The sequence below is a fragment of the Pantoea sp. SGAir0418 genome, from assembly GCF_043529865.1.
The window spans coordinates 520,724-544,934 of the sequence record NZ_CP027912.1 but is presented as its reverse complement, the minus strand read 5'-3'; the positions used below and the strand labels follow the sequence as shown (position 1 = coordinate 544,934).

Here is a 24,211-nt window from a genome sequence, read left to right as displayed (position 1 = left end):
AATCGCACGGTGTAATGGCGCAAATACCGATAAAGGAATTGCGCCATGACCGACGAGCTTCCCTGCCTGATCAAACAGGGTGTGCGCCACCTGCTTAACCCGCGCCACCTGGTTTCCCTGCTGCCGCTGCTGCCCTGTCTGCTGCTGACGGCCCTGCTGCTGACCGGCTGTGACCGCAAGCGTTCACCCACGCCGCCGCCACCGCGTCCGGTAAAGTTCATTACGGTTGGCCCGCCCGCGCCCGCCGGGCAGCAAACCCTGACCGGCGAGATCCGCGCGCACGATGAAACCTCGCTCAGTTTCAGGCTGGAGGGGCGGATTCTGACGCGCAGCGCCGATGTCGGCAGCCGCTTCAGGCAGGGAGAGACGCTCGCCGTGCTTGACAGTCCCGGCGCGCTGAATCAGCTGGCGAGCGCACAGGCGGAGCTGAACAGCAGCCGCGCGGCCGAAAAGGTGGCGGCCCTCAATCTGCACCGCATGCGCCTGCTGATGCCGTCCGGGGCAATTGCCCGTGCTCAGCTCGATAGCGCCAGCGCCGACTGGCAGGCTGCGCTGGCGCGGCGGCAGAGCAGTGAAGCGGCATTGAAAAATGCGCAGGATAGCCTGCGCTGGACCCACCTTACCGCGCCTGAGGATGGCGTGGTGACGGGCGTCAGCGCCGCAGCCGGTCAGGTGGTCAGCGCCGGTCAGACGGTGTTTACCGTTGCGACCGGCACAGGCCGTGACGTGGTGTTTGACGTTGCCACACCTGAAACCCTCGATCGTCGGGCCAGTGCCCGCTTCCGCGTTGCGCTATTGCAGAATCCGTCCGTGATGGCCGAAGCGCACCTGCGTGACGTCAGTCCACAGGCCGACGCCCAGACACGCAGCTGGCGGGTGCGCATCACACTGGACAATCTTCCCGCGGAGATGGTGCTGGGTGCCAGCGTCGCCGTCACCCTGCCGCTGGCCGACACGACGGCGGATGCGGTGATGGCGATTCCGGCCACCGCGCTCACCCGCCAGGCAGGCCAGCCGGCGGTGTTTATTCTCGACCCGGTGAAAAACTGCGTTATCCGGCGCACGGTTGCGATTGCCGGCTACACGGCAGATGCGGTATGGATTCGCGCCGGCATAATGCCAGGAGATCGGGTGATCACGGCGGGCGTCAGAAGCCTGCGTGACGGTGAACGCGTTGCCGGCAGCCAGGAGGATCAGCATGAAACCGGCGTTTAATCTTTCTGCCTGGGCGCTGAAACAGCAGCAGCTGATGGCCTTTCTTATGTTGCTGATCGTGGCAGCAGGCATCGTCAGCTATGAAAAGCTCTCGCGCAACGAAGATCCGGCGTTCACCATCAAAACTGCGGTGGTGTCTGCGCAGTGGCCAGGTGCCGACATCAACGATACGGTCAGACTGGTCACCGATCCGCTGGAGAAAAAGCTGCAGGAAATTCCCTGGCTGGATTATGTGCAGAGTGAAACGCACGCTGGCCGCACGGTCATTTTCGTCAATCTGCGTGATGACACCCCGCCCGCGCAGGTGGCCGGCATCTGGTACCAGGTGCGTAAAAAAATGCAGGATGTGACCCCGGCTTTGCCGCAGGGCGTGCAGGGCCCGGCGGTCAACGATGAGTTTGACGATACCTTTGGCACGATTTACGGCTTCACCGCCGACGGTTTTTCTCCGCGTGAGCTGCGGGACCGGGTGGACGATATTCGCCGCGATCTGATGAGTCTGCGAGATGTGGGTAAGATCCAGCTACTGGGTGAGCAGGAAGAGCAACTGGTGGTGGCCTTTTCCCCGCGCCAGCTGTCCGCCATGGGGCTGGATTTGCAGCAGGTAGCAGAGGCGCTACGGGCGCAGAACGTCGTCGAGCCGGCAGGCAGCGTGCGCACCGCCACCGATAACATCGCCCTGCGCGTGAGCGGCGCGTTCAACAGCGAGGCGAGCCTGCGGGCGGTTACGCTGCACCTTAACGATCGCTATGTTCCGCTGACGGCGATCGCCACCATCACGCGCCGGCCCGCCGAGCCGCCTGCCCCGCTTTTTCGCGTTAACGGCCAGCCGGCCATCGGACTGGCCGTGTCGATGGCCGCCACCGGCAACATGCTGGAGTTTGGTCAGGCACTGCGGACGCGCATGGAGAGCGAAGCCAGCCAGCTGCCGCACGGCATTGAGATGACGCGCATCGCCGATCAGTCAGCGGTAGTGCAACAGGCGGTGAGCGGATTTGTCGATGTGCTGGGCGAGGCAGTGATCATCGTGCTGGCAGTTTCGTTTGTCTCGCTCGGACTGCGCGCCGGCCTGGTGGTCGCGGCGGCGATCCCGCTGGTGCTCGCCATGACGTTTATCGGCATGCATCTGGCCGGTATCGGCCTGCAGCGCATCTCGCTCGGCGCACTGATCGTAGCGCTGGGCCTGCTGGTAGACGATGCGATGATCACGGTGGAAACCATGGTGGCGCGGCTGGAGGCCGGCGATTCCCGCACTGGCGCAGCGACCTGGGCGTTCAGTACCACCGCCTTCCCGATGCTGACCGGTACGCTGGTGATGATTGCCGGTTTTATTCCGGTCGGCTTTGCCGCATCCAGCGCGGGCGAATATTGCTATACCCTGTTTGCGGTGGTGCTGATGGCGCTCATCAGCTCATGGCTGGTAGCGGTGCTGTTTTCACCGCTGACCGGCAGCTGGCTGTTGCCGGCCACGCTAAAGCAGCACCGCGCCGGAAACGGGCGCCTCAGCCAGTGCTATCGCCGCCTGCTGAGCAGCGTGCTGCGCCACCGCATGCTGACACTGGCGATGGCGATGCTGGCGCTGTTGCTGGCCGGCGTCGGCACCACGTATATGCAGGGCGAGTTTTTCCCGGCCTCCGATCGGCCTGAGCTGCTGGTGAGTCTGGCGCTGCCGGCCAGTGCGTCGCAGCAGGCCACCCTGCGTCAGGTGCAACGCCTTGAGCGGATTGTCTCCGCCAGCCGGGATGTTGACCACTATTCGTCTTACGTCGGCACCGGTGCGATACGCTTCTACCTGCCCATGGATGTGCTGCTGGACGATGAAAACAGCGCTCAGCTGGTGGTCGTGGCCAAAAGCCTGGCCGCCCGTGAACGACTGCAGCGCTCGCTGGATGCGGTGCTTGCCCGGGATTTCAGCGACATCACCACGCGCGTCGCGCCGCTCGAGCTCGGTCCGCCGGTAGGCTGGCCGATTCGTTATCGCATCAGCGGGCCGGATTATCGCCAGGTGCAGCAGCTGGCAGAGCGGCTGGCCGCCGCGCTCGGCAGCTCAGCGCTGACGCGTGACGTCAATCAAACCGCCGGTGAGCCCGAACGCGTTATCACCTTGCAGGTGAATCAGACGGCAGCGCGCGCAGCCGGCCTCTCTTCTGACCTGATTGCTCAGTATCTGCATACGCTCTGGTCAGGAACGCTGATCACCACGGTACGCGATCGCAACCGGCTGATTGATGTGGTGCTACAGGGCAACGCTGCAGCGCGCCATGATCTGAGCAGCCTGTCCGGACTGCTGCTAACCGCGCCGTCGGGCGCAAAAATTCCGCTGACGCAGGTCGCAACACCGCAGTGGGGGCTGGAGGATCCCGTTATCTGGCGACGCCAGCGCCTGCCGTTTATCACCGTCCAGACCGATACGGCGCCGGGTTTGCGCTCGGAAGCCGTCTCCGCCGCCCTCACGCCGCTGATTGCCAACTTCAGGGCCAGCTTGCCGGCCGGTTACCGCCTGAGCGAGGACGGGGCGGTAGCAGAGTCTGACAAGGGCAACCAGTCGGTGATCGCTATCCTGCCGGTCACGCTGCTCTGCATGCTGGTATTGCTGATGTTACAACTGCGGCGGATTTCCCGCCTGCTGCTGGCCCTGCTGATGGCGCCCTTTGGTCTGCCGGGCATTGTGCTGGCCATGCTGCCGACCGGCACACCGATGGGCTTTGTGGCGCTGCTGGGTGTTATTGCTCTGGCTGGCATGATCATCCGCAACGCGGTGATCCTGATCAGCGAGGCGGATAACAACGTTGATGCAGGTATGCCGCCGGACGCTGCCATTGCGGCTGCGGCAGAACACCGCGCACGGCCGATCGTGCTCACCGCCAGCGCAGCGATTCTCGGTATGATCCCCATCTCGCGTCAGGTTTTCTGGGGACCGATGGCGCTGGCGATTATCGGTGGGCTGTTAGTGGCGACGCTGGTGACGCTCACGGTTTTACCCGCAGCGATGAGTCTGGTGATGCAGGCAGCAGCCCGTCGGGACAAACTGAAATCGCTGCGCTGGCGGCCGTTCAGAAAATAACCGCCAGCTGGTCAGCCCAGCTGGCACGGGGCAACGAAAGGTTTATCCACAGGGTTCCGGGCGGGATATGCACGCCAGATGTGGACAGTATCAGGAGAGAACGCGCAGCACCGGCTGCGCGTGGTCACGGGCTATTTCACTACCGGATGCTTCTCCTGCTGTAGCGCCTTCATGAAGGTGTCGCTGAGATGCAGATGCTGACGCACCAGCGCCGGTGGCGTGCTGGCCAGCCACTGGTTGAGCGAAATATCCGCGTAATAATCGCTTTTAAACAGTTCCAGAAAGCGCAGCGGTTTATCACCCGTGTTTTCGATATAGTGACCCATGGCAAAGGGCACATAGCCGACATCACCGGCGCGGAAGTCAAACGTACGCGCCTGACCCGACGAGGCAAACACGCCCATCCGCCCCTGACCTTCCAGATAGTATTGCCATTCGTCGTTATTGGGATGCCAGTGCAGTTCGCGCATCGCGCCGGGAGCCAGTTCCACCAGCGCGGCGGCGATGGTTTTCGATACCGTAAAATTACTGGAATCAGTAATGCGTACCGTGCCGCCCGGCAGCGTCAACGGCTTCTGCGCCAGCATTTTATGCGAGAAGACCTGCTTCGATTTCACCCCGCCGCTCACCGCCGAAGCCGCCGCGCCGTCAGGTGCCTGCCCGGCAAAGATGTACTCCTCTTCTGGCGAGGGCAGCGTGTTAAACACCTCAGCCGGCACGCCAAAGTTTTTTGCCAGCACTTCGGGCGGGATATGTTTGAACCAGTCGCTGAGCAGAAAGGTACTGTCTTCATCGAAATTGCCGTTGTCGAAGGCCAGCAGGAATTCACAGCCGTCCGGCCCAAGGCCCTGGATTGAGTGCGGCACGCCCGGCGGGAAATACCATAAATCGCCCACGCCGACGTCATCGACAAACCAGCCACCTGCGGTATCCAGCGCGGTAATGCGCGCATTGCCGTACAGCATGTAGGCCCACTCGCCCTCTTTGTGCCAGTGCAGTTCGCGGATGCCCCCCTTATCCAGACGCATATCGACGCCAGCGATGGTGGTGGAAATGCCCAGTTCGCGCTGCGTCACCTGGCGCGTCCAGCCGCCGCTGCCCTTACGCACATGCGCATCGCTAAACGAAAAGCGCAGGTTGGGTAATGTGCCGCTGTCGGTTGCTGGCGGATCGACCAGATCCGGATTCAGTGCTTCGCGCACCGGATCGTGCGGGCCAGGGTCGCGCGGATGGTTGGGATCATTCGCCGGATAAGTCGCCACCTTGCCGTCGTGGGCATGGACCTTGCCGGCCGCCAGCGCCACGGTGCCACCAGCCGCGAAGGCCATAAAGCTTCTGCGAGATAAGTTTTCCAGTTTCATACCTGCTGTCTTCCTCAGTTTCTTATGGTTTGTGTCATGCCCCTTAACCATAATCAAACTGTGGCTTTCTCCAACCTTGTGTCACCGCTGAAATCAATAGAAAACCTTTATCATCGCGTAATCCCGCTATTCACCCGCCTCACGCCATTTACGCTTCGTTGAGATCGCGTTGACGTTCAGGTTATGTCAGCCGACAAATAAGGCACAAAGTGATTAAATCCCCTCTCCGATTAAGCAATTTTTTTAATGATAGCCCGCCGCAAAAGTTAATTTAATGTTACAAAAGCAGCGCAATTGCAATAATTACCCGGCTACGTTTTTTCTCCGGCGAGACGTGGCCGTTCCGGGCGGAAGCCCATGCCGATCAATCGGCCAAACAGATGACGTAAAAACGGATAGCGGCTGATGAGCTGCGGAACCTTACTGGGCGTGGTGCGCGGGCGCTTGCCGCTGCTCATTTTGATCTGCAGGAATTGCGTCGCCACCGTCGGAAACTGTCGCCGCCGCTGCACGTTCTCCAAATCGCGCAGCGTGAGCGTGCCGTTTTGCAACGGCCGCGTCAGATAATTGGCGCTGGCCACCGCGTCCTGAATCGCCAGGTTCACACCCACGCCGCCAATCGGTGACATCGCATGTGCGGCATCGCCAATGCACAGCACGCCGGGCTTCATCCATTTGTCCAGCCGATCGATACGAATGGATAACAGACTCAGCTGCTGCCACTCCTGCAGCTGCGCCATGCGCGCCACGCTGAACGGCGCAACCTCTGCCATGCGGTTTTTCAGCGCGTCGAGCCCGGCCTGCTTCAGCGCCTCGAATTCGCCTTTCTGAATGGTGAATCCACACTGCCAGTATTCGCCGCGGTCAATGACGATGAAGTTTTGCTTCGGCCCCTTGTGGCCCATCCCCAGCTCAGGGTCGTCCGGCTGTTTATCCAGCCGGAACCACACCACATCGCGTGGAGCACCGAAGCTTTTACCCACCAGCCCGGCTTTCTGCCGCACCGCCGAGCGACGGCCATCAGCGCCTATCACCAGCGGCGCATGAATTTCGTGACCTTGTAACGTTTTCACGCCTGCGATTACGCCATCCTGATAAAGAAAATCGTCAAAATCGGTGGATTGCAGCAGCGTGAAACCGGGATAGTGCGCCGCCTGGGCGGCGAGGAAAGTGAGGAAATCCCACTGCGGCATGAAGGCGATAAAACGGCAGCGCAACGGCAGACGGGAGAAATCGGCCATGGTGATCTCCTGCCCGCCCACTTCCGCCTGTAACTTTTCCGCGCGCTGATGCGGCAGCGCCAGCAGCGCGTCGAGCAGACCCAGCTGGTGCATGATCTCCAGGGTTGAGGGATGAATGGTGTCGCCGCGAAAATCGCGCAGAAAATCGGCGTGCTTCTCAATCACGACCGCGCGCAGGCCAGCGCGCGTCAGTAAATAGGCCAGCATTAAGCCGGCCGGACCGCCGCCGACGATACAGCAGTCGGCGTTTATCACCTGTGGAGACGGCATGATATCCTCATCAATCGCTATATATGATAATTGTTATCATTTATATAGCATCTGCGCGTCACCAGGGTGATGATAAATGCCGCAGTCAGACTAGTGGTTTGCTACCAGCCCCAGCGCAATCAGGCTGCGCGCGGTGGCAAGAATGGCCTCCTGCGGACTGCGCGGGTGCCAGTTCAGCAGCCAGCCAGCTTTAGCGGCGCTGACGTTCATATCAACGCCCAGCAGTTTTACCATTCCCGTCATCAGCGGATTTTGCGCTGCCGCCGCCCGCACCATGGCGTCACTCATTGGCTGCAGCGAAACTTTCTCTGCTTCTGCTGCCAGATGGGTTTTGAGCGTGCGCGCCACCTCAATAAGCGGCAGGCTGTGCCCCGAACTGGCGAGGAAGCGCTGCCCCTGCGCGGCGGCGTGGGTCATCGCCAGCACGTGCAGACTGGCCACGTCACGCACGTCAACAAAACATGAGTTGATGTCAGGACAGCCTGGCTGCCCCTCCAGTAGCTCCTTCACAATGCGAATCGAATGTGAATAGTCGGCACCCAGCACCGGTCCCAGCACCGACACCGGGTTCACCGTGGCCAGTTCCAGACCGTTACCCTGCTCAGCGATAAACTGCCAGGCAGCGCGTTCCGCCAGGGTTTTCGATTTCTGATACGGCCACACATCGCCGCTGACATCGCTCCAGTCGCGCTCGGTAAAGGGGCGCGGATAGTCCGCTGGATGTCCGATACCGACCGCGCCGAACGCCGAGGTCAGTACCACACGTTTAACGCCTGCATCGCGCGCGGCGCGCAATACGCGCAGATTTCCTTCAATCGCCGGATTCACCCAGTCAGCTTCGCTTACCTGGCTGCCGGTCGGGGTGGGAGAAGCGCCATGCAGCACGAAGCGACAGCCCGCCACCGCGTCTTCCCAGCCCGCGTCTGCCGTTAAATCGGCAACGACAAATTGCAGCGCCTCGCCTGCGGCCACCCCGGCCTGCAACAGATGCGCCCTGACTTCAGCTTCACGTTCGGCATCACGTAAGGTGGTTCGCACCTGATAGCCCTGCTGCAACAGGGAAATAATGCAGTACTGCGCGATAAACCCGCTGCCGCCGGTAACCAGAACCTTTTCATTACTCATTTTTCTTCCTCATCACAATCATCGTTCATTCGACGCGCTCTACGTTAAGCGGCGGAGGGCGGATTTTGAATGCTTGCCAATGCAGTTTACTTGCGTGATAGTACAGAAATGAGCCTTGACCCCTTTTCCGACATTCTGCGATTCGTTCGCGCTGAATCACTGCTGACCGGCGGTTTTACCGCGGGCGGACGCTGGGCGCTGCGTTTCCCTGCGCCCGATAAAATTAAATTCTTCGCCATTATCAAAGGCAGTTGCTGGGTCATACTGGAGGGCGAATCTGAACCGTTCCACTTTGCCACCGGCGACGTCGGCTTGCTGAGCGCTAAACGCGCCTTCGTGCTGGCCAGCCATCCGGACGAACCGCCGGTTGACGCCATGAGCGTGTTTTATGGCGCAGGAAAAGGCCATGCGCCGATTGGCAGCGGCGAAGATTTTGTCCATATCGGTGGCCATGTATTGCTTGATCCTGCCAGTGGTCGTTTACTGACCCACGTATTACCTCCCTGGATTCAGGTACCGGCGGCGTCACCGCATGCGGCATCATTCCGCTGGGTGCTGGATCAACTGGTGCAGGAAGGCCAGCATGTCCAGCCGGGATCGCAGCTGGCAACGGCCCAGCTGGCACAACTGCTGTTCATCCAGATTCTGCGGGCGCATTTGCAAACCAGCAGCGCACTGCCCGCCAGCTGGCTGCGGGCGCTGAGCGATGCGCGATTGGCACCGGCGTTACAGCGGCTGCATGGCGATCCGGCGCGCAACTGGCATCTGGACGAACTGGCGCGTGCCTGCGCCATGTCGCGCACCCGTTTTGCCCAGTATTTTCGTCAGGTGGTTGGCATCACGCCAATAGCCTATCTGACGGCGTGGCGCATGCGGCTGGCAGAGCGTGCGTTGCAGGAGGAAAATGAGGCGGTGGCCGTGGTAGCGCAGACGCTGGGTTACGCCTCAGAGAGCGCCTTCAGCCATGCTTTTAAGCGTGAAACGGGTCAGTCACCCAATGCATTTCGCCGCGCCGTGCGGTTACAGCAGGCGCAGCGATAAAGCGCGCCGCGTTGCGCGGCGCCGGCATTATTTAAGTTGAGAAGATACGCGCCACATATCCACCCCGCCTTCGGTGGCGTAGCGATCAATATCCGCCAGTTCCTGTGCCGTAAAGGTCAGGTTGTCCAGCGCGCGCAGGGAATCGCTTAACTGATCAACGGTGCGGGCACCAATCAGCGCAGAAGTGACCCGCTCATCACGCAGCGCCCAGGCGATCGCCATCTGCGCCAGCGTCTGACCGCGCGCTTCAGCAATCGCGTTGAGCGCGCGAATTTTTGCCAGGTTCTCTTCGCTGAGCATGGCAGAAAGACGTGGATCGCTGCCGCCGGCGCGCGCGCCCTGCGGTACGCCGTTGAGGTATTTGTTGGTCAGCATGCCCTGTGCCAGCGGTGAAAAGGCAATGCAACCGCTGCCGAGCTCCGCCAGCGTATCGAGCAGCCCGTGCTCAATAGTGCGGTTTAGCATCGAGTAATTGGGCTGATGAATAAACAGCGGCACTTTCTCATCGGCCAGAATCGCAGCGGCCTGACGCGTCAGCTCTGGCGAATGGGAAGAGATGCCGACGTACAGCGCCTTGCCCTGACGATGCAGCTGTACCAGCGCGCCCATGGTTTCTTCCAGCGGCGTATTCGGATCAACGCGATGGCTGTAGAAGATATCGACATAATCCAGCCCCATGCGGCGCAGGCTGTTATCACAGCTGGCAATCAGATGTTTGCGAGTGCCGGTCGGGCCACCATACGGACCCGGCCACATATCCCAGCCCGCTTTGCTGGAGATAATCAGTTCATCACGATATGGGGCAAAATCCTGCGCCAGCCAGCGACCAAAGTTCTCTTCAGCCGATCCCGCTGGCGGACCGTAGTTATTCGCCAGGTCGAAATGGGTAATGCCGTTATCAAACGCGTGGCGCAGGATCGCTCTGCCGGTCTCAAACACGTCAACGCCGCCAAAATTCTGCCATAGCCCCAGCGAGATCAGCGGCAGCACCAGGCCACTTTTGCCGGTTTTACGGTACTGCATGTTGGTCTGATAACGCGCTGGCGATGCAACATAACTCATAACAGATTCCTCTCATTAAATGCCGCCGTACAGGTGCACAGAAGACATTGTTCTGCCTTCCTGCAAAACCGCGCGGCTAACAGGCGATTGCCGGACAAATTTTTACCGCGTATCGTTAATCTGTAAAATTCATTATTGTGATTAAATTCATCTTTTATGGAGATAACTGATGGAATTGCGCCAGATGCGGCACTTTATCGCCGTGGCGGAACATGAAAATTTCACCCGCGCCGCACAGAGTATGCATATTGTGCAATCGGCCTTGTCCACCTCGATCAAACAGCTGGAGGAGGAACTGGGCACGCCGCTTTTTATCCGCTCCACTCGCCAGGTGCGCCTGACCATGGCCGGGAAAGTGTTTCTCGATTACGCCAGAACCATCGGCGCCTTTGTCGAAAAAGCGTCGCAGGAAGTGGCGGCGATCGTGGCGCTTAAGACCGGAACCCTGTCGATTGGCACGGTGCAAAGCGTGCCGCCGTTTATCGATCTGCCGCAATTACTGGAAACCTTTATTCGTCGCTTTCCGGATTTTGACGTCAAGCTGTGCCAGGGATCATCGGCGAAGCTCAACGCAAAAGTGCACGATCAGCAGATCGATCTGGCGATTATGCCGGTGGAGGAAGTCTCCGACCGGCTGTCGTCGCGCATCATCGCCTGCGATGAAATCGTGGTAGCGTTCGCCGCCGATTATGCCGGATTCACCGCGATGCAGCCGGACGTCACCATGGCACAACTGGCGCAGCAGTCGTTTATCGATTTCGAAGCCGGCCAGGGAACGCGCAAGGTGAATGACAACAGTTTTGCCCTGCAGGGGCTGAGCCGCAAAGTGACGTTTGAAGTGAGCGATCTGGAAACCCTGCTGAGTCTGGTTGAGCGCAATATGGGCATTGCCCTGCTGCCCGAACAGGTAGTGAAAGCGCGCAGCACAACGCTGCATTATTGCCGCATCAGCGACATTGATGTGTGCTGGGAACTGGCTGTGGCCTGGCTCAGCGACCGTCCCGGCAGTATGAACGTCTACGACCGGCCAGTGCAGGAGTTTATGGATATTCTGGGCAGCAGCGATTAGCGCCGGGGCGGGTAACGGCGGGATAGATACTAACAGGCATAAGATCTATGCCTGTTATTCATCACTTCAGCCCGGCGTCACAGCGTGATTTTGGCTGCGGTGTCACGACAAATTCGTTGTGTCACGCAATGTCAGGCCACGTTATCCAGTGGCCACAAAAAATGATTAACGCAATACCTCAAGACCCTTTCTATCAATGAGGTTAAGCAGGCGCAGCGCAGCGCCATTTGGCTTTTTCTCCTCGCGCTCCCATTTCACCACGGTGGCCGGAGACAGGCCAATATAGGCGGCTAACATGGCCTGACTCAGACCATGACGCTCACGTAACTCACGAATAGCCTCGCCTGACATCAGTTGTAAAACCGGCAGAGAGGTACGCAGCTCACGTAATCTGACACGTGAATCGATTTTTTCGGTAAGCTCATCGCTAATCACCCCCAGCGGGTTAAAATCATGCGCGATTTCCTGCAGATCTTTTAGATGATCAACCATCGCATATTACCTCTCGCATTTTTCTCGCCTTTATCGCTGCTCTTTCCTGCTCAGTCGTCATGGCAAACAGTTGACTGGCTACCTGCCTGTAGAAATTAATCTCATCCTCTTTAATCTCACGTATGCCACTCTTCGTGGTCGATTTAGCGTAACCGTTAACAAAAAACAGGTGTTTTTGTGATTTGAACGCGACAATCGCTCTGGCTCCGCCGCTTTTGCCGGCGCCGAGCGGAATGCGTTTTTTGTAAACACCACCCCCCAGGCTGGCCTCATACTGTCCGGCAATCAATTCGCGGGCAGCCAGACAGAGCTTGATGTCCGCAATCATGTCACCTTTGAAATTTCGGTCGAAGGGCTTCAATACATAAATGGCCATGCTGTTTCCCTGCTTTATGAAGAAGAGGACTGTCCTTGTCCTTGCCTGAACCACCTATGCTACTAAGTACAATAGCAACCTGCAACGCCAGCGCGCATTAAAGCGCTAAAGAGTGAAAGGGATGACACTCCCGCCTGTACAGAAGCGCTTTTGTTGTATAAGTTTAAGGGTGCTGTCGGGGAAAATTTCGCTCAGCAGGTCACACATTTCCGACAGAGGAAGAGCGACACTATCAGTCGTTGATTAGGCTTTGGTTTACCTGCACCAGGCAATGCTAAACGCAACGCGGATACTGAGAGCTTTTATGTATAGAAGTGAAGATGAAAAACTGGCCGACATTGTCATGGGCGATGCCGTGCTGCAATTGTTAAAACAAGCCGGACCGGTAACCACTCTCGCGCTGCTGGAAAAACTGCGCGCGATGGCGGCCTCAGAAACTGATCCGGCACGCCAGCGCGCGTTTCGCTATGCGATTGCTGAAGTGCAGAACAGCAAAAGTGCGCCACAGGGCGAAGCGGTGGCGTTAAAAGGTAGCGATAACGTGACCCATATTTTTCGCAACCGTGATAATACGGGCAAAAACACCCGACATTAGCCCCGCTCTGTCCCTGCCTGCTTATCAATAACGTAACCGCCCGCTTATGCCTGCGCCCGACAGGTGACGGCTACACAGCTGCACACTCTCCGGCTGCGGCTCATCCATTAACAGGGCGAGGAAACTGTCGGCCCACCAGTGACAATCGTAGCGGTGCAGGTTATTCATCAAGCGCGCATGACGGTTCTGACGGTCGCTGAGCGGCAGCCGTAATGCCGTATGGATGGCATCCGCCATTGCATCAGGATCGTAAGGATTAACGATCAGCGCGCCATCCATCTGTTCGGCCGCACCCGCGAACTGAGACAGAATCAGCACGCCGGGATTCGCCGGATCCTGCAGCGCAGCATACATTTTCGCCATCAGGCTCATGCCCGCCATCAGTGGCGTCACCAGCGCCACCCGCGCCGCGCGGTACAGCCCAGCCAGCTCTTCACGGCGATAATCGTGGTTTAGATAGCTGACCGGATACCAGTTGAGCATACCGTGCACGCCATTAACCTCACCGCACAGATTTTCCAGATTGTGGCTGATCGCCTGCTGCCGGTGCGGGTGTCCGCTGGCAGCAGAAGCCAGCTGCAATAACATCATGTTGCCCGCATAGTCGGGATGATGGCGCAGCAGCACTTCCAGCGCGCTGATGCGATACGGCAGACCTGCGCTGTCGTCGAGATGACCGCCGCTCAGCACCGTGTTGGCCGGCAAATGTTCGCGGCTCTGCTGTTCCATATACTGGCAGCTGTTACTCTCAAGTAACGCCTGAACCTCAGCCAGATCGATCCCGACCGGAAACACGCCGGTGGTGATGATGTGACCGTGCACGCGCAGACGGTTCCTGCCTAAGCGTTCAGCGCGAAACTCGCTCTCCAGCCACAGCAGAAAGTTATTCATATCCTGCCCGGTCTGGAAGCCAATCAGGTCGCAGCACAGCAGCGATTCTGCCAGGCTGCGCCAGTCAGGGATCGCTTCAAACAGCTGACCGGACGGAAACGGCTGATGTAAAAACAAACCGATGCGGTTAGTTAAGCCGGTATCACGCAGCATTTTCACCGTTGGGATGAAGTGATAATCCTGCAGCCAGATCACATCGTCCGGCATGGCATATTCGGCGATGGCGTGGGCATAAGCTGCATTCAGCTGGCGATAGGCCAGGAAGCTGGCGCTGGTGAAACGTGCCAGGTCCGGACGCTGGTGAAACACCGGCCACAAGCCCTGATGGACGTAGCCGTGATAGCCATCTTCGTATTCTGCGCGCGTCAGCGCAAACTGCAGCCTGTCGTATTCATTACCCTGCTGAAAGCTAAGCGTGCGCGCCGCTTCCTGCGCAGCGACGGTACGTTGTCCATCCCAGCAGACCCACAGGCCACCGCGTCGCGCCATCAGGCGATCGTAAATGGCTGCCAGCGTGGAAGACGGATGCTGATTATGTGTGACCAGAATAGTGCCGGGCATGATATTTCCCTTTGAGGTTAAGGCGCGCCACAGTGCCGCCTGCTGCGCTGATTTAACCGCCGGCAATATAAAAAAGGCGTAAAGAAAACCTGCGCGGATATAAAAATCCGGCAAAGATCAGCGCCAGTGTGTGGAAATCAGCCCGGCGCCAAAGGGGAAAGGCTTGCAGCGATCAGTGACGGATGGCGCAGCCGCACTGCGACATTTCGCCAGGCACATATTTGCCGTGATGCGAATGGCGCACCTGCAGCTCACCCTGCTGCCAGGCGCGGCTGTGGTCCGGACGCTGATCCAGCAGCCGGTTGAGGGCTTCCGTCACCAGTAAATCACGGCGCGGTGCCCAGCTGCTCAGGTGCCATGTGGAGCCGCGCGCCTCGTCAGCATCATCAAAGCCCACCACGGCGATATGCGCGCCCTGACCGAAGTCGCGCACGGCCTGCAGTGCGCCAAAGGCCAGCTCGTCGTATTCGCACATCAATGCATTGATGCGTTCTGCCGCACGGGTTTTCTTCAGATAAGCCATCATCGCCTGATAAGCCTGCTCACGGTGAAGCGCGCCGGCGTGCAGTGCTGCGTGCAGCGCCTTGTCCTCCGCCTGCAGGCTGGCAATAAATCCCTGCACCTGGCGCGGCGGCGTGTCACGTTCCTGCACCTGCATGGCGCCCAAACGCTGATGGCCCTGCGACAGCAGCAGTGCGCCAAGCTGCTGCCCGGCGTGATACGCATCGGCAATCACCACATCAGCGCCCGCGCTGTCGTTCGGGCACAGATGCACCGCGCGCAGCGATGGCAGCAGGTGCGCGGCGATCTCCTGCGCATCCCGACACGGCGAGCTCAGGAACAGCAGTCCATCCAGCGGCAGCGACGCCGCGTTCCGCAGCGCGGACTGAAAATCCTCGCGCGTGGCGGCGCACAGCAGCACCGGCAGCCGATCACGCGCACTGAGCTGACGCGTGACTTCTTTGAGCATGTGCATACTGTGCGGATGGCTGACATCATCGCTGACGATGCCGATGAGCGGCGAATGGACGGACATAACTGACCTCTCCTGTTACGTAGGGTACGGGAATAATTTTGACGTATTAGTATGAAATTCCACGTTACCCGAATAATCAGATATCGCCAATCGGTGGATGCGAAGGATTGCTCTCCCCCTTCACCCGGTGCGTGTTGACGGCGGCAAAATGCGCAGCCGCTGCACCGGACGCCCGGTTAGCTTCGTTTTACGTTACACTGACGCCACGAATATTTTGCCAGCGGAAAATTTATGCGCATCACCCTCGATCAGGCCGATCAGCCTTTTATTCACCGCTTACTGGGCGAAGAGATCGCCAGTATCGATTCCACGTCTGACGAACAACTGCGCCTGCAACAGGCGTTGCAGGATGCGCGGTTACAGAGAAATCATGAAGCAGAGCTCGACTGGAAACGCAACGCGCTCTATCTGCTGCTGTTTGTGTTCCTGTATGGCGCACTGGGCTGCTCGCTGACGCTGGATTTGAGCGCGGTCGCACAAGCGTCGAGCCATAAAAGCATTGCCTATGCGCTGGAAGCGGTACCGGTCCTGATCGCCTTCTCTGGTCTGTTCCTGTCGCTGCTGTTTCTGTTCGCCGCGCGCGGCAGCGCACGCCGCCTGCACAACTGGGATCACACTATCGTGCTGCTGGAAAAATACAGCGGCTGCAACCTGAGTCTGCAGATTAATGAAATGGGGGCGCGCACCACGCATTACTCGCAGTCGGCGATTACCGTGGCGCTGGCGATGTTTATCTGCCTCACCTGGGTGGTGATGTACAACTACTTCACCTTCACCACCAGCGGCGTGATTGGCAGTGTGATCTCACTGTTTATCACCACCATGACCTACGTGATTCTGGATATTCAGCTGCTGAAATCCGGCAAATCGATCGCTATCGATGAGCCGGTGATTCCGCCAGAAGATGAGGTTGAGAAACGCCGTTAATCGACAGACCGGCGCGGCGTAAGGTTTTGAACCGCGCCGGTTTCGCTATCCTTATCTATACTTCAGACAGGATTTTGAGAGATATAAAGGAGTTGCGATGAAAATCTGGCCGTTAGTCGCCATCACGGCGCTGTCTGTTACTCTGGTCGCCTGTAAATCCCCGACGCCACCTAAAGGGGTGCAGCCCATCACCCACTTTAATGCCGATCGCTATCTCGGCACCTGGTATGAAATTGCCCGCCTCGATCACCGTTTCGAACGCGGTAAAGATCATGTGACCGCCACCTACAGCAAACGCAGCGACGGCGGTATCAGCGTGCTGAATCGCGGTTACGATCCGGAGAAAAAAGCGTGGAGCGAGAGCGAAGGCAAAGCTTACTTCACCGGCAAACCTGACGTCGCCGCGCTGAAGGTCTCGTTCTTCGGGCCTTTTTATGGCGGTTATAACGTGATTGCGCTGGATGAAGATTATCAGTATGCACTGGTCGCCGGGCCGAACCGGGGATATCTGTGGATTCTGTCGCGTCAGCCCACCATTCCGGCTGAAGTCAAACAACGTTATCTCGCCTATGCCCAGCGACTGGGCTTCGCAACCGATCAACTGATTTGGGTGAACCAGTCACGATAAGAGGTGCAGCGCCAGTGACTCCCGCGCGGGCGTCAGTGATTACCCTCGCAATAAGCAGAGTGAGGTCAGCAGCAGGCACTGCGTAAATTGACGGCCTTAGTTTCTTATTGAAAAACGGGTGTTGATGATCTGTTAAGTCAGCAGAGATAAAACGGATGGTAGTGTATCTCTTCGTGAGTATTACCCGCCGCGGCAGCCTGAGCTGCCCGTTACGAATCGAGAGGCTAACAATGAGTAAGTATTTTCTGGCCTGCTTTTTGGCACTGTTTGCATGCTCTGTCAGCGCTGGACAGGGAGGAGCCGGAGGTCAGGGAGGAAATGGCGGCTATGCGGGAGAATCCGGCGCTGACGGTGGAAACGGTTCAGATGGAGGTAATACTGATGGCTCTGCCGGCAGGCCGGGATGTCCCGGCGGCACCGATCCTGATGCGGACGGAAAATTTTATCTCCCTGGTACCACTCAGGAGTGCAATCCAGGCAAGCATGATTCGATGAAGATTCATCAGCCGACGGTAACCGGCGCTTAATTCGCTAGCGTGTTGCCGGGTAAATGCATGTTTGGGCCAGCGTGTCAGTTACTTCCCCGTCATGTACGGTTTAAGTCACTCTCTAAGCGTCAGCAGCAGGCTGGCGCCGCCAAAGGCCAGTAGCAAACCTATTCTCTAATGCGCCGCCGCCGGTAAGTATGCTCAACCTACGCATTCCAATACATGGCACACAATGTACTGGCTGCATACTGCCTGTCAGTGTCAAATGCCTCTGGACAGCTGGAAGTGCTGTGAACGTCCGCTTTGTGCCAGTGACGGATGTTCATACAATTATTGCTTCTGTAACAGCAGCCAAATCAGCAAAACAAGGTTTGTCTAAAGCACTATTACTACCAGAACCATGCACAGCAGCATCACGTAGATTCGCGCGTGCCAGACATCGGGGACGGCGGGGATAGCCCGGCGGCTGAAAGCAATACCCGCCCAGCCGGTCACCAGGAGCAAGCCCAATATTTTCAGGCTGATAAATCCCAAAAATCCGCCTGCCTGAATTTTATGCCAGCCGCTTATCGCATATGTCATCGCACCGCACAGCGCTACCGGCAGGGAAAGCGGGTTGGCCGCACTAATACACGCGCGCATTGCATGGCCGTGTCGTCGTAACAGTGGCACCGTCATTACGCTGCCGCCAACGCCCAGCAGTGCAGCAATCATGCCGATTAGCATACCGCCACCGGCAACCGTCAAAAGTGATAAACGACGCGGCGCGCTGCCGCTGAAGAAGCCTTTGCGTAACAGACAATCCCCAATCGTCGACAGCATATAAAGGATAAAAAGCGCGCGAATCAGCGCCTCGCTCATCATTCCCGCTAACCACGAACCGACTACCGCGCCTGTGGCGATAAACCACAGCAGCGGAAACAAGACGGTTGAAGAAAGCCTGCCCGCTTGCCAGTTTTGGTAACTAACCCAGCCTGCGTTGAAAATCATCACCGCTGTCGAGGTGGCCACGGCAATATGCATCGCATTTCCTGCCAGCAGCGGCTGCCGCATCAGCAACTGATAAATAAATGGCACGACAACAAAGCCGCCGCCGAAGCCAAAAAGGACCGTGGTTATGCCGGTAGTAAAGCCGGCAAGTACTATTATCAGCAATTCGTTCAAGGAGGTGTCCCGTTTACAAGTGAGGCAGCAGCATATCGCGCCAGCGGCCCGCTTCCCATTTGCGCAGCGCTCAATTACCCTTGCAAACTGGTCAGATGGGGACGGATATGCGAAACGAGAAAATTGACGGCTTCGATCGGCTGAATCGCGATGTTGTAGCGCTCGGCAACGACTATGCGCAGGGATTTTTCCTGCCGCAACATCAGCACCGCCGTGCGCAGCTTCTGTATGGCGCAACCGGCCTGATGCACGTTTCAACCCGTGACGGGGAATGGGTGGTGCCGCCCCAGCATGCGGTATGGATCCCCCCCGAAATCCTGCATGCCGTCAAGTTTACAGGCGTAACGACGCGTAGCCTGTATATCGAACCCGCATGCGCGTCCAGATTGCGTAACATCAGCCGCTGCGAAGTGATTGCCGTATCGCCGCTGTTGCGGCAGCTACTACTGGAGGCGGTGGATTTGCCGCCGTGCTATGACAGCGTACGCGATCGGGCGCTGATAGATTTAATGCTGCTTGAAGTGGCGGCAATGCCAGTGTGCGCGCTCGAGATCCCTTTGCCGCAGCAGCCCGCGCTGTTGAGGCTATGTCAGGCTTTTTTACTTGCGCCAGCCATTCACGATCCGGCAGAACGCTGGGCCAGCGCGCTGTTTATGAGCGGCAGCACATTTCGTCGCCATTTTCAGCAGCAAACCGGCATGTCGTTTTCAGCCTGGCGTCAGCGAGCCTGTGTGGTCAGCGCGCTGGCAATGCTGCTAACGGGAACACCGGTAAACGAAGTCGCGTTGTCGCTCGGCTATGACAATGGTTCATCCTTCGCGACGATGTTCCGTCGGATTACCGGCCAGCCACCTTCATTTTATCACCCGACTTAACAGGGGGGCTTTGTCCACTGCTACCAGCTCAGGTCTGATAGCTTTCCTGCGCCATTGACTGAACAGACGCATGGCAGTTGCTATTTTGAAGGTAGAATAAGCTTTGTAAAGCCAAGGTAAAGACGTAATGTTGGAACAATAACGTTCGCGTTGTGCTAAAAGCGGGCATCATTCTATGTTTGTTCAAGTACCCGCACTCTTAAAGCGGCTTCGCTTTCAAAGCATCAGCAATAAAATCAACGAAAGTGCGAACCTTAAATGGAATGCGCATCGCACTCGGGTACACTGCCTGAATGGTAAGCTCTGATGTCCGGTAATCTGGCAGCAGCTCAATCAGTTGGCCCTGCCTTATGTGCTCTCGAAAAACAAAACAGGGGCCATATACAATCCCTGTACCGCCCAAGGCCGCTTCCATTAACAAATGGATATTGTTTGATGTGAGCCGGCAACGGCTTTCAATAGTGTGTGGCCTGTTATCTGTGTCATAGATTGTCCAGTCTCCGGCAGAAATTGCCTGGCTGAAAGCCATGCGCGGCATACGCGAGAGATCATCTGGCGTTTCAGGCATGCCGTATTTTTTCAGAAAGTCTGTTGATGCGCATAAAACCATTTTACAGGGTGCCAGACGTCGGGTGACAAGCGTCGGATCGTCCAGATGTCCTATGCGTATGGCTACATCTATCCGTTCCTCAAGCAAATCAATATACTTATCCTCAAGGACAACACCTGCACTGACTTCCGGAAATTGCTCAAGGTAGCGTGACACAATCTTCCCCAGATGCATTTCGCCGAAGGCAAGAGGGGCGGCGATGCGTAACAATCCCCGGGGAGTGGCCTGAATGTCACTGGCTTCCCTGTCTGCGTCATCCAGAGCCTCGATAATCACTTTGCAGCGGTCATAATATCGCTGACCAACATCCGTAAGGCTCAGTCGGCGTGTAGAGCGCTGAATAAGCCGCACGTGTAAATCGGATTCTAAAGCACTGACATGTTTTCCTGCCATGGCTGATGAAAGTTTAAAACGTCTTGCGGCCGCAGCAAAACTGCCTTCCTCAACTGCCGCAATAAAAATTCGCATACTGGTAAACTTGTCCATTACGCACACCATTCGATAATATGGTTATCGACTGTAAACACTATTCAGCCAATTATCATTTATAAGAACTGTAATTAACATTGTTTTAAACCATGAGGAGAATGAAATAATGAAAATTACAGTGAACAATACAGGTATTAATGTACAGCAACATGGTCGCGGTGAGCTTGCACTGGTGTTCCTGCATTACTATGGCGGATCATCCCGAACGTGGCAGAGCGTGATATCACAGTTACCTGATCACTATCGCACGGTAGCTATCGATCACCGTGGCTGGGGATTATCAGATGCGCCGAAGTCCGGATACCGGATTGCGGACCTTGCAAGTGATGCTGAAGGCGTCATTGCCGCGCTCAAGCTAAAGCGATATATCCTGATTGGCCACTCAATGGGAGGAAAAGTTGCCCAATTGATGGCATCCCGTCGGCTTCAAGGCCTTGAAGGGCTAATGCTGATTGCACCCTCTCCTCCTTCGCCCATGATGCTTTCTAAAGAAGATCGCGACAGGCTTACCAGTGCATATAGCAGCCGTGAATCAGTCGAGTTTGTTATCGACAATGTTCTGACGTCGAGGCCGCTTAGCCCGGCGCTCCGTGAGCAGGTCATTGAAGACAGTCTGAGCGCCGGAACTGAAGCGAAGGCTGCCTGGCCCGACATCGCCATGCGCGAAGACATTACAAGTGCAGTTGCCTCCATTAATGTTCCCGTAAGAGTCATATCAGGAGAGCTGGACCGGGTCGATACCCCGGAAACGTTGCAAAGAGAGCTGCTGCCTCGCATTCCTCACGCAGCAATGATGATTGTTCATGGCACAGGACATCTTTCGCCGCTGGAATCACCTCAAGAAATTGCAGGATACATTTCCAATTTCGCAGCTTCGGTTGAGAGGAGCGATACTGTCCATCGATCGCCAGCTGAAACCATTGCTGCATTTGATGAAGCATTTAATGCCGGAAATATTGACGCATTGATGTCTGTTTTCAGTAACCGTGCCTCGATGAGAATGCCCAGCAATGTTGTCATCGAAACTGATCCTTATGCATTGCGTATGGCTTTTACCACGTTGATAGCATCAAGGCCAATTATCAGAAACCAGATCCATACTCTTATCCCTTCAGGTGACCTTATTCTTGCCATCATTAAATGGTCGCTGACTACGACATTAGAAGACGGCACTCAAAGAGATGATTGCGGCGTCGCCACACAGGTGATGGAACAAGGGGCGGATAAGGGCTGGCGGATACGCATTTCAAACCCGACGGGAATTAACTGACTGGTCAATGTCCGCTTTTGCTCAAAGCGGACATGGACTTGTGCACCGTCCGCTTTATGCCAAAGGCAAACAACCCAACACAATCAGGTTTTCATTCGATGCGTTTCACATCAGGATGATGCTCAGTTGCAGCTTCATGAAAGATATCACCCAGCCAGCCTGCAATTTCGTCTTCTGGCATATCATCTGGAATAGCGATATCAAACATTCGTGAGAATCTTCTTTCTGTCACGTCGGCGCGAAATACCTGCCAGCTATCATCCTTACGCATAACGCCAATATGGCGGCCAAAAACGTCATAAATCAACATATTCAATCTCCTGTGACATCAATCAGACTCTGACGCCATACTATACCAACGCCGATACAAATCGCTGGAAAAAGCCGCACACCGCCACTATTATCGGCTGACTTATTCACCTGCTGATAACTAAGGAGGATCTTTATGCCGTCGTGTGAACTGTTTGTTTACTCACACTTCTATGGTGACTGGACCCGCTCAGGTTTTACCGCACTCGTGCTGCGATAATCCGCCTGAGCGAAGTTCTGACAATTTAATCCCTTCTCTCCGGCTTACCGGGTTGTCGTCAGCGAAATTCTGACGTCAGGCTTTTTTGCGCCTGCAACTTGAGAGTAAGTAGATGAGCACACTCCTTTCCGCACATGCCGTCGGCTTCGACAATGCCTTTGGCCCGCTTTTCCATTCCCTGGATTTCAGCCTGAAAAAAGGCGACCGCATCGGCCTGATTGGCGACAACGGCAGCGGTAAAAGCACCCTGCTGAAAATTCTCAGCGGTGAACTGGCCGCCAGTCACGGTAGCGTCACACCCGCCAGCCACTGTCTGCTGGCACGCATTGAACAACACCTGCCGGAAACGTTACTTGAGGCCTCATTGCTGGATGGCGTGATCGCCCGGCTGCCCGCAGCACAGCGCAATAGCGAGCGCTGGCGTGCTGAGGCGCTGCTGCATACGCTGGGTTTCAGCACAGCGCAGCAGTCACAAACTGCGGCGACGCTGAGCGGCGGACAGCATATGCGGCTGTTGCTGGCGCGTGCGCTGATTCTACAGCCCGATTTACTGTTGCTGGACGAACCGGGTAACCATCTCGACCTGCCGACCCTGCTGTGGCTGGAGAACTTTCTGATCGGCTGGCAGGGCAGCTTTGTGCTGGTGTCCCACGACAGCGCGCTGCTGGACCGCGTCACCAACTGCAGCGCAATCCTGCGCGATCGCACGCTGCATGTTTTCCGTCTGCCCTGCACGGCCGCCCGCGAGGCGCTGGCGCAGCAGGATGAAGCCGATGCGCAGCGCCACCAGGCACAGCAGCAGGAGATCGCCCGGGTTGAGAGCAGCGCAAAACGGCTGGCGATCTGGGGCCGGACCTATGACAACGAAGGTCTGGCGCGTAAAGCAAAACAGATGGAGAAGCGCATCGACTGGCTGAAAGCCGCGCAGACCACGCTCAGCGCCGGCAGTCCGTGGCAGCTGCAGTTACAGGGCGAAGCGCTGCAGGCGGATCGCGTGCTGGCGCTGCCGCCGATGTCGATTCAGCCTGCTGCCGGGGCGCCGACCCTTTTTTCCCTGCCGGCGCTGCAGGTGAAAAGTGGCGATCGCATCGCGATTGTCGGCCACAACGGCTGCGGCAAATCCTCACTGCTGCGCCAGCTGTGGCACAGCTGGCAGCAAGGCGACAGCCCGCTGTTTCATCCGCGCGCCCGCGTCGGCTATTACGACCAGAGCCTGCAACAGTTGCGTGACGACCAGACGTTAAGCGCGGCGCTGCACGGTTTCGCTGCGCTGAGCGATGAGCAGTGCAAAATGGCGCTGATTAGCGCAGGCTTTCCCTGGCTGCGCCACCAGCAGAAGGTTGCCTCACTCAGCGGTGGTGAGCGCTCGCGCCTGCTGTTTGTCGGCCTGACGCTGGCGCGCTACTCGCTGCTGCTGCTGGATGAACCGACCAACCATCTGGATATGACAGGCAAAGAGGAGCTGGCGCAGGCGCTGCAGCAGTTCGCCGGCGCGGTGCTGCTGGTGTCTCACGACCGCAGCCTGATCGCCAGCAGCTGCAATCGCTTCTGGCTGATTGAACAGCAGCAGCTGAGCGAGTGGCACGACTGGTCGCAGGTAACCGCCAGGCTGGCCACCGCCCATGTGCCAGTCGATCACCCGCTTGCCGCTGCCGCCGTCGATGACCGCCCGGGCGATGAAGATGCGCTGTTGCAGGCGCTGCTGGTGCTGGAAGAAAAGCTGCAGCAGGACGAAGCGCGTAAGGCAAAGCATCAGAAACCGGCGCAGCAGCAGCAGTGGCGCAGGGAGATTGCGCAGCTGAAGCAACAGCTGAATCTGCTCTGAACGGATT

At 57.5% G+C, this 24,211-nt stretch carries 22 protein-coding genes; 11 read left to right on the top strand and 11 right to left on the bottom strand.

Annotated features, from left to right (window positions below):
* Positions 1-45 precede the first annotated feature (45 nt).
* Both C1N84_RS21645 and C1N84_RS21640 read left to right on the top strand, forming a co-directional pair.
* Positions 46-1,215, top strand: coding sequence for an efflux RND transporter periplasmic adaptor subunit (locus C1N84_RS21645; protein WP_264444050.1), 1,170 nt, complete (start codon positions 46-48; stop codon positions 1,213-1,215).
* Positions 1,199-4,279, top strand: coding sequence for an efflux RND transporter permease subunit (locus tag C1N84_RS21640; RefSeq protein WP_264444052.1), 3,081 nt, complete (start codon positions 1,199-1,201; stop codon positions 4,277-4,279). The genes C1N84_RS21645 and C1N84_RS21640 overlap by 17 nt, the downstream gene beginning before the upstream one ends.
* A 131-nt stretch (positions 4,280-4,410) precedes the next feature.
* On the opposite strand, the gene C1N84_RS21635 is transcribed toward C1N84_RS21640, so the two are convergent.
* The 3 genes from C1N84_RS21635 to C1N84_RS21625 form a co-directional block, all read right to left on the bottom strand.
* On the bottom strand, positions 4,411-5,607 hold the full coding sequence (locus C1N84_RS21635; RefSeq protein ID WP_193717973.1) for a cupin domain-containing protein: 1,197 nt from the start codon (positions 5,605-5,607) through the stop codon (positions 4,411-4,413).
* A 344-nt stretch (positions 5,608-5,951) separates the two neighbouring features.
* Positions 5,952-7,151 carry an FAD-dependent oxidoreductase gene (locus tag C1N84_RS21630; protein ID WP_264444058.1) on the bottom strand — a complete coding sequence of 400 codons (1,200 nt, stop codon included), beginning with the start codon at positions 7,149-7,151 and terminating at the stop codon, positions 5,952-5,954.
* 90 nt (positions 7,152-7,241) lie between these two features.
* Entirely contained in the window at positions 7,242-8,276 is a 1,035-nt protein-coding gene (locus C1N84_RS21625; RefSeq protein WP_264444060.1) for an SDR family oxidoreductase, read from the bottom strand.
* 69 nt (positions 8,277-8,345) lie between these two features.
* Between C1N84_RS21625 and C1N84_RS21620 the strand changes: the two genes are divergently transcribed.
* Entirely contained in the window at positions 8,346-9,317 is a 972-nt protein-coding gene (locus C1N84_RS21620; protein ID WP_394541867.1) for an AraC family transcriptional regulator, read from the top strand.
* Between the two features lie 27 nt (positions 9,318-9,344).
* On the opposite strand, the gene mgrA is transcribed toward C1N84_RS21620, so the two are convergent.
* Positions 9,345-10,379: an L-glyceraldehyde 3-phosphate reductase gene (gene mgrA, locus C1N84_RS21615; protein ID WP_058770277.1), complete on the bottom strand. Its 1,035-nt coding sequence runs from the start codon at positions 10,377-10,379 to the stop codon at positions 9,345-9,347.
* 169 nt (positions 10,380-10,548) lie between these two features.
* Here mgrA and C1N84_RS21610 point away from each other — a divergent pair, with 169 nt between their 5' ends.
* Complete coding sequence (locus C1N84_RS21610) at positions 10,549-11,448, top strand: LysR family transcriptional regulator (RefSeq protein ID WP_264444064.1); 900 nt, start codon at positions 10,549-10,551, stop codon at positions 11,446-11,448.
* Between the two features lie 165 nt (positions 11,449-11,613).
* Here the strand turns inward: C1N84_RS21610 and C1N84_RS21605 are convergent, their stop codons facing one another.
* Together C1N84_RS21605 and C1N84_RS21600 are read right to left on the bottom strand one after the other, a co-directional pair.
* Positions 11,614-11,940: a helix-turn-helix domain-containing protein gene (locus tag C1N84_RS21605; protein ID WP_058770279.1), complete on the bottom strand. Its 327-nt coding sequence runs from the start codon at positions 11,938-11,940 to the stop codon at positions 11,614-11,616.
* A complete protein-coding gene (locus tag C1N84_RS21600) occupies positions 11,933-12,316 on the bottom strand; it encodes a type II toxin-antitoxin system RelE/ParE family toxin (RefSeq protein ID WP_264444068.1) in 384 nt (127 codons plus the stop codon). The genes C1N84_RS21605 and C1N84_RS21600 overlap by 8 nt, the downstream gene beginning before the upstream one ends.
* A 304-nt stretch (positions 12,317-12,620) precedes the next feature.
* On the opposite strand from C1N84_RS21600, the gene C1N84_RS21595 reads away from it, so the two are divergent.
* Positions 12,621-12,911 carry a hypothetical protein gene (locus C1N84_RS21595; RefSeq protein ID WP_021508990.1) on the top strand — a complete coding sequence of 97 codons (291 nt, stop codon included), beginning with the start codon at positions 12,621-12,623 and terminating at the stop codon, positions 12,909-12,911.
* A gap of 24 nt (positions 12,912-12,935) precedes the next feature.
* Here the strand turns inward: C1N84_RS21595 and C1N84_RS21590 are convergent, their stop codons facing one another.
* Together C1N84_RS21590 and C1N84_RS21585 are read right to left on the bottom strand one after the other, a co-directional pair.
* The gene (locus tag C1N84_RS21590) at positions 12,936-14,363 is read right to left on the bottom strand and encodes an alpha,alpha-trehalose-phosphate synthase (UDP-forming) (protein ID WP_264444072.1); all 1,428 of its coding nucleotides are present in this window, start codon (positions 14,361-14,363) and stop codon (positions 12,936-12,938) included.
* 172 nt (positions 14,364-14,535) lie between these two features.
* On the bottom strand, positions 14,536-15,399 hold the full coding sequence (locus C1N84_RS21585) for a substrate-binding domain-containing protein (protein WP_264444075.1): 864 nt from the start codon (positions 15,397-15,399) through the stop codon (positions 14,536-14,538).
* Between the two features lie 231 nt (positions 15,400-15,630).
* On the opposite strand from C1N84_RS21585, the gene C1N84_RS21580 reads away from it, so the two are divergent.
* The 3 genes from C1N84_RS21580 to C1N84_RS21570 all read left to right on the top strand — a co-directional run bounded on the left by C1N84_RS21580 (position 15,631) and on the right by C1N84_RS21570 (position 17,481).
* Complete coding sequence (locus C1N84_RS21580) at positions 15,631-16,326, top strand: RipA family octameric membrane protein (RefSeq protein ID WP_058775966.1); 696 nt, start codon at positions 15,631-15,633, stop codon at positions 16,324-16,326.
* 97 nt (positions 16,327-16,423) lie between these two features.
* Positions 16,424-16,954, top strand: coding sequence for an outer membrane lipoprotein Blc (gene blc, locus C1N84_RS21575; protein ID WP_058775967.1), 531 nt, complete (start codon positions 16,424-16,426; stop codon positions 16,952-16,954).
* A 230-nt stretch (positions 16,955-17,184) separates the two neighbouring features.
* The gene (locus C1N84_RS21570; protein ID WP_072208578.1) at positions 17,185-17,481 is read left to right on the top strand and encodes a hypothetical protein; all 297 of its coding nucleotides are present in this window, start codon (positions 17,185-17,187) and stop codon (positions 17,479-17,481) included.
* A 336-nt stretch (positions 17,482-17,817) separates the two neighbouring features.
* Here C1N84_RS21570 and C1N84_RS21565 read toward each other — a convergent pair whose 3' ends face one another.
* Positions 17,818-18,606 carry a sulfite exporter TauE/SafE family protein gene (locus C1N84_RS21565; RefSeq protein ID WP_021508984.1) on the bottom strand — a complete coding sequence of 263 codons (789 nt, stop codon included), beginning with the start codon at positions 18,604-18,606 and terminating at the stop codon, positions 17,818-17,820.
* Positions 18,607-18,713: 107 nt separating this feature from the next.
* Here C1N84_RS21565 and C1N84_RS21560 point away from each other — a divergent pair, with 107 nt between their 5' ends.
* Complete coding sequence (locus tag C1N84_RS21560; protein WP_021508983.1) at positions 18,714-19,481, top strand: AraC family transcriptional regulator; 768 nt, start codon at positions 18,714-18,716, stop codon at positions 19,479-19,481.
* Positions 19,482-19,680: 199 nt separating this feature from the next.
* Here the strand turns inward: C1N84_RS21560 and C1N84_RS21555 are convergent, their stop codons facing one another.
* Positions 19,681-20,577 carry a LysR family transcriptional regulator gene (locus C1N84_RS21555; protein WP_021508982.1) on the bottom strand — a complete coding sequence of 299 codons (897 nt, stop codon included), beginning with the start codon at positions 20,575-20,577 and terminating at the stop codon, positions 19,681-19,683.
* Between the two features lie 109 nt (positions 20,578-20,686).
* Here C1N84_RS21555 and C1N84_RS21550 point away from each other — a divergent pair, with 109 nt between their 5' ends.
* The gene (locus tag C1N84_RS21550) at positions 20,687-21,850 is read left to right on the top strand and encodes an alpha/beta fold hydrolase (RefSeq protein WP_136547306.1); all 1,164 of its coding nucleotides are present in this window, start codon (positions 20,687-20,689) and stop codon (positions 21,848-21,850) included.
* 91 nt (positions 21,851-21,941) lie between these two features.
* Here the strand turns inward: C1N84_RS21550 and C1N84_RS21545 are convergent, their stop codons facing one another.
* Positions 21,942-22,160 carry a DUF7661 family protein gene (locus C1N84_RS21545; protein WP_136547305.1) on the bottom strand — a complete coding sequence of 73 codons (219 nt, stop codon included), beginning with the start codon at positions 22,158-22,160 and terminating at the stop codon, positions 21,942-21,944.
* A 331-nt stretch (positions 22,161-22,491) separates the two neighbouring features.
* Here C1N84_RS21545 and C1N84_RS21540 point away from each other — a divergent pair, with 331 nt between their 5' ends.
* The gene (locus C1N84_RS21540) at positions 22,492-24,204 is read left to right on the top strand and encodes an ABC-F family ATP-binding cassette domain-containing protein (RefSeq protein WP_264444085.1); all 1,713 of its coding nucleotides are present in this window, start codon (positions 22,492-22,494) and stop codon (positions 24,202-24,204) included.
* Positions 24,205-24,211: the final 7 nt, after the last annotated feature.

Excerpts from the sequence above, each read along its gene's own strand:
- C1N84_RS21585 (WP_264444075.1), bottom strand. The coding sequence starts at position 15,399 with ATGTCCGTCCATTCGCCGCTCATCGGCATCGTCAGCGATGATGTCAGC.
- C1N84_RS21580 (WP_058775966.1), top strand. The coding sequence starts at position 15,631 with ATGCGCATCACCCTCGATCAGGCCGATCAGCCTTTTATTCACCGCTTA.
- C1N84_RS21555 (WP_021508982.1), bottom strand. The coding sequence starts at position 20,577 with ATGGACAAGTTTACCAGTATGCGAATTTTTATTGCGGCAGTTGAGGAA.
- C1N84_RS21625 (WP_264444060.1), bottom strand. The coding sequence starts at position 8,276 with ATGAGTAATGAAAAGGTTCTGGTTACCGGCGGCAGCGGGTTTATCGCG.
- C1N84_RS21600 (WP_264444068.1), bottom strand. The coding sequence starts at position 12,316 with ATGGCCATTTATGTATTGAAGCCCTTCGACCGAAATTTCAAAGGTGAC.
- C1N84_RS21570 (WP_072208578.1), top strand. The coding sequence starts at position 17,185 with ATGAGTAAGTATTTTCTGGCCTGCTTTTTGGCACTGTTTGCATGCTCT.
- C1N84_RS21540 (WP_264444085.1), top strand. The coding sequence starts at position 22,492 with ATGAGCACACTCCTTTCCGCACATGCCGTCGGCTTCGACAATGCCTTT.
- C1N84_RS21635 (WP_193717973.1), bottom strand. The coding sequence starts at position 5,607 with ATGGCCTTCGCGGCTGGTGGCACCGTGGCGCTGGCGGCCGGCAAGGTC.
- C1N84_RS21550 (WP_136547306.1), top strand. The coding sequence starts at position 20,687 with ATGAAAATTACAGTGAACAATACAGGTATTAATGTACAGCAACATGGT.
- C1N84_RS21545 (WP_136547305.1), bottom strand. The coding sequence starts at position 22,160 with ATGTTGATTTATGACGTTTTTGGCCGCCATATTGGCGTTATGCGTAAG.
- C1N84_RS21595 (WP_021508990.1), top strand. The coding sequence starts at position 12,621 with ATGTATAGAAGTGAAGATGAAAAACTGGCCGACATTGTCATGGGCGAT.
- C1N84_RS21645 (WP_264444050.1), top strand. The coding sequence starts at position 46 with ATGACCGACGAGCTTCCCTGCCTGATCAAACAGGGTGTGCGCCACCTG.
- C1N84_RS21605 (WP_058770279.1), bottom strand. The coding sequence starts at position 11,940 with ATGGTTGATCATCTAAAAGATCTGCAGGAAATCGCGCATGATTTTAAC.
- mgrA (WP_058770277.1), bottom strand. The coding sequence starts at position 10,379 with ATGAGTTATGTTGCATCGCCAGCGCGTTATCAGACCAACATGCAGTAC.
- C1N84_RS21640 (WP_264444052.1), top strand. The coding sequence starts at position 1,199 with ATGAAACCGGCGTTTAATCTTTCTGCCTGGGCGCTGAAACAGCAGCAG.
- C1N84_RS21590 (WP_264444072.1), bottom strand. The coding sequence starts at position 14,363 with ATGCCCGGCACTATTCTGGTCACACATAATCAGCATCCGTCTTCCACG.
- blc (WP_058775967.1), top strand. The coding sequence starts at position 16,424 with ATGAAAATCTGGCCGTTAGTCGCCATCACGGCGCTGTCTGTTACTCTG.
- C1N84_RS21620 (WP_394541867.1), top strand. The coding sequence starts at position 8,346 with ATGCTTGCCAATGCAGTTTACTTGCGTGATAGTACAGAAATGAGCCTT.
- C1N84_RS21560 (WP_021508983.1), top strand. The coding sequence starts at position 18,714 with ATGCGAAACGAGAAAATTGACGGCTTCGATCGGCTGAATCGCGATGTT.
- C1N84_RS21610 (WP_264444064.1), top strand. The coding sequence starts at position 10,549 with ATGGAATTGCGCCAGATGCGGCACTTTATCGCCGTGGCGGAACATGAA.
- C1N84_RS21630 (WP_264444058.1), bottom strand. The coding sequence starts at position 7,151 with ATGCCGTCTCCACAGGTGATAAACGCCGACTGCTGTATCGTCGGCGGC.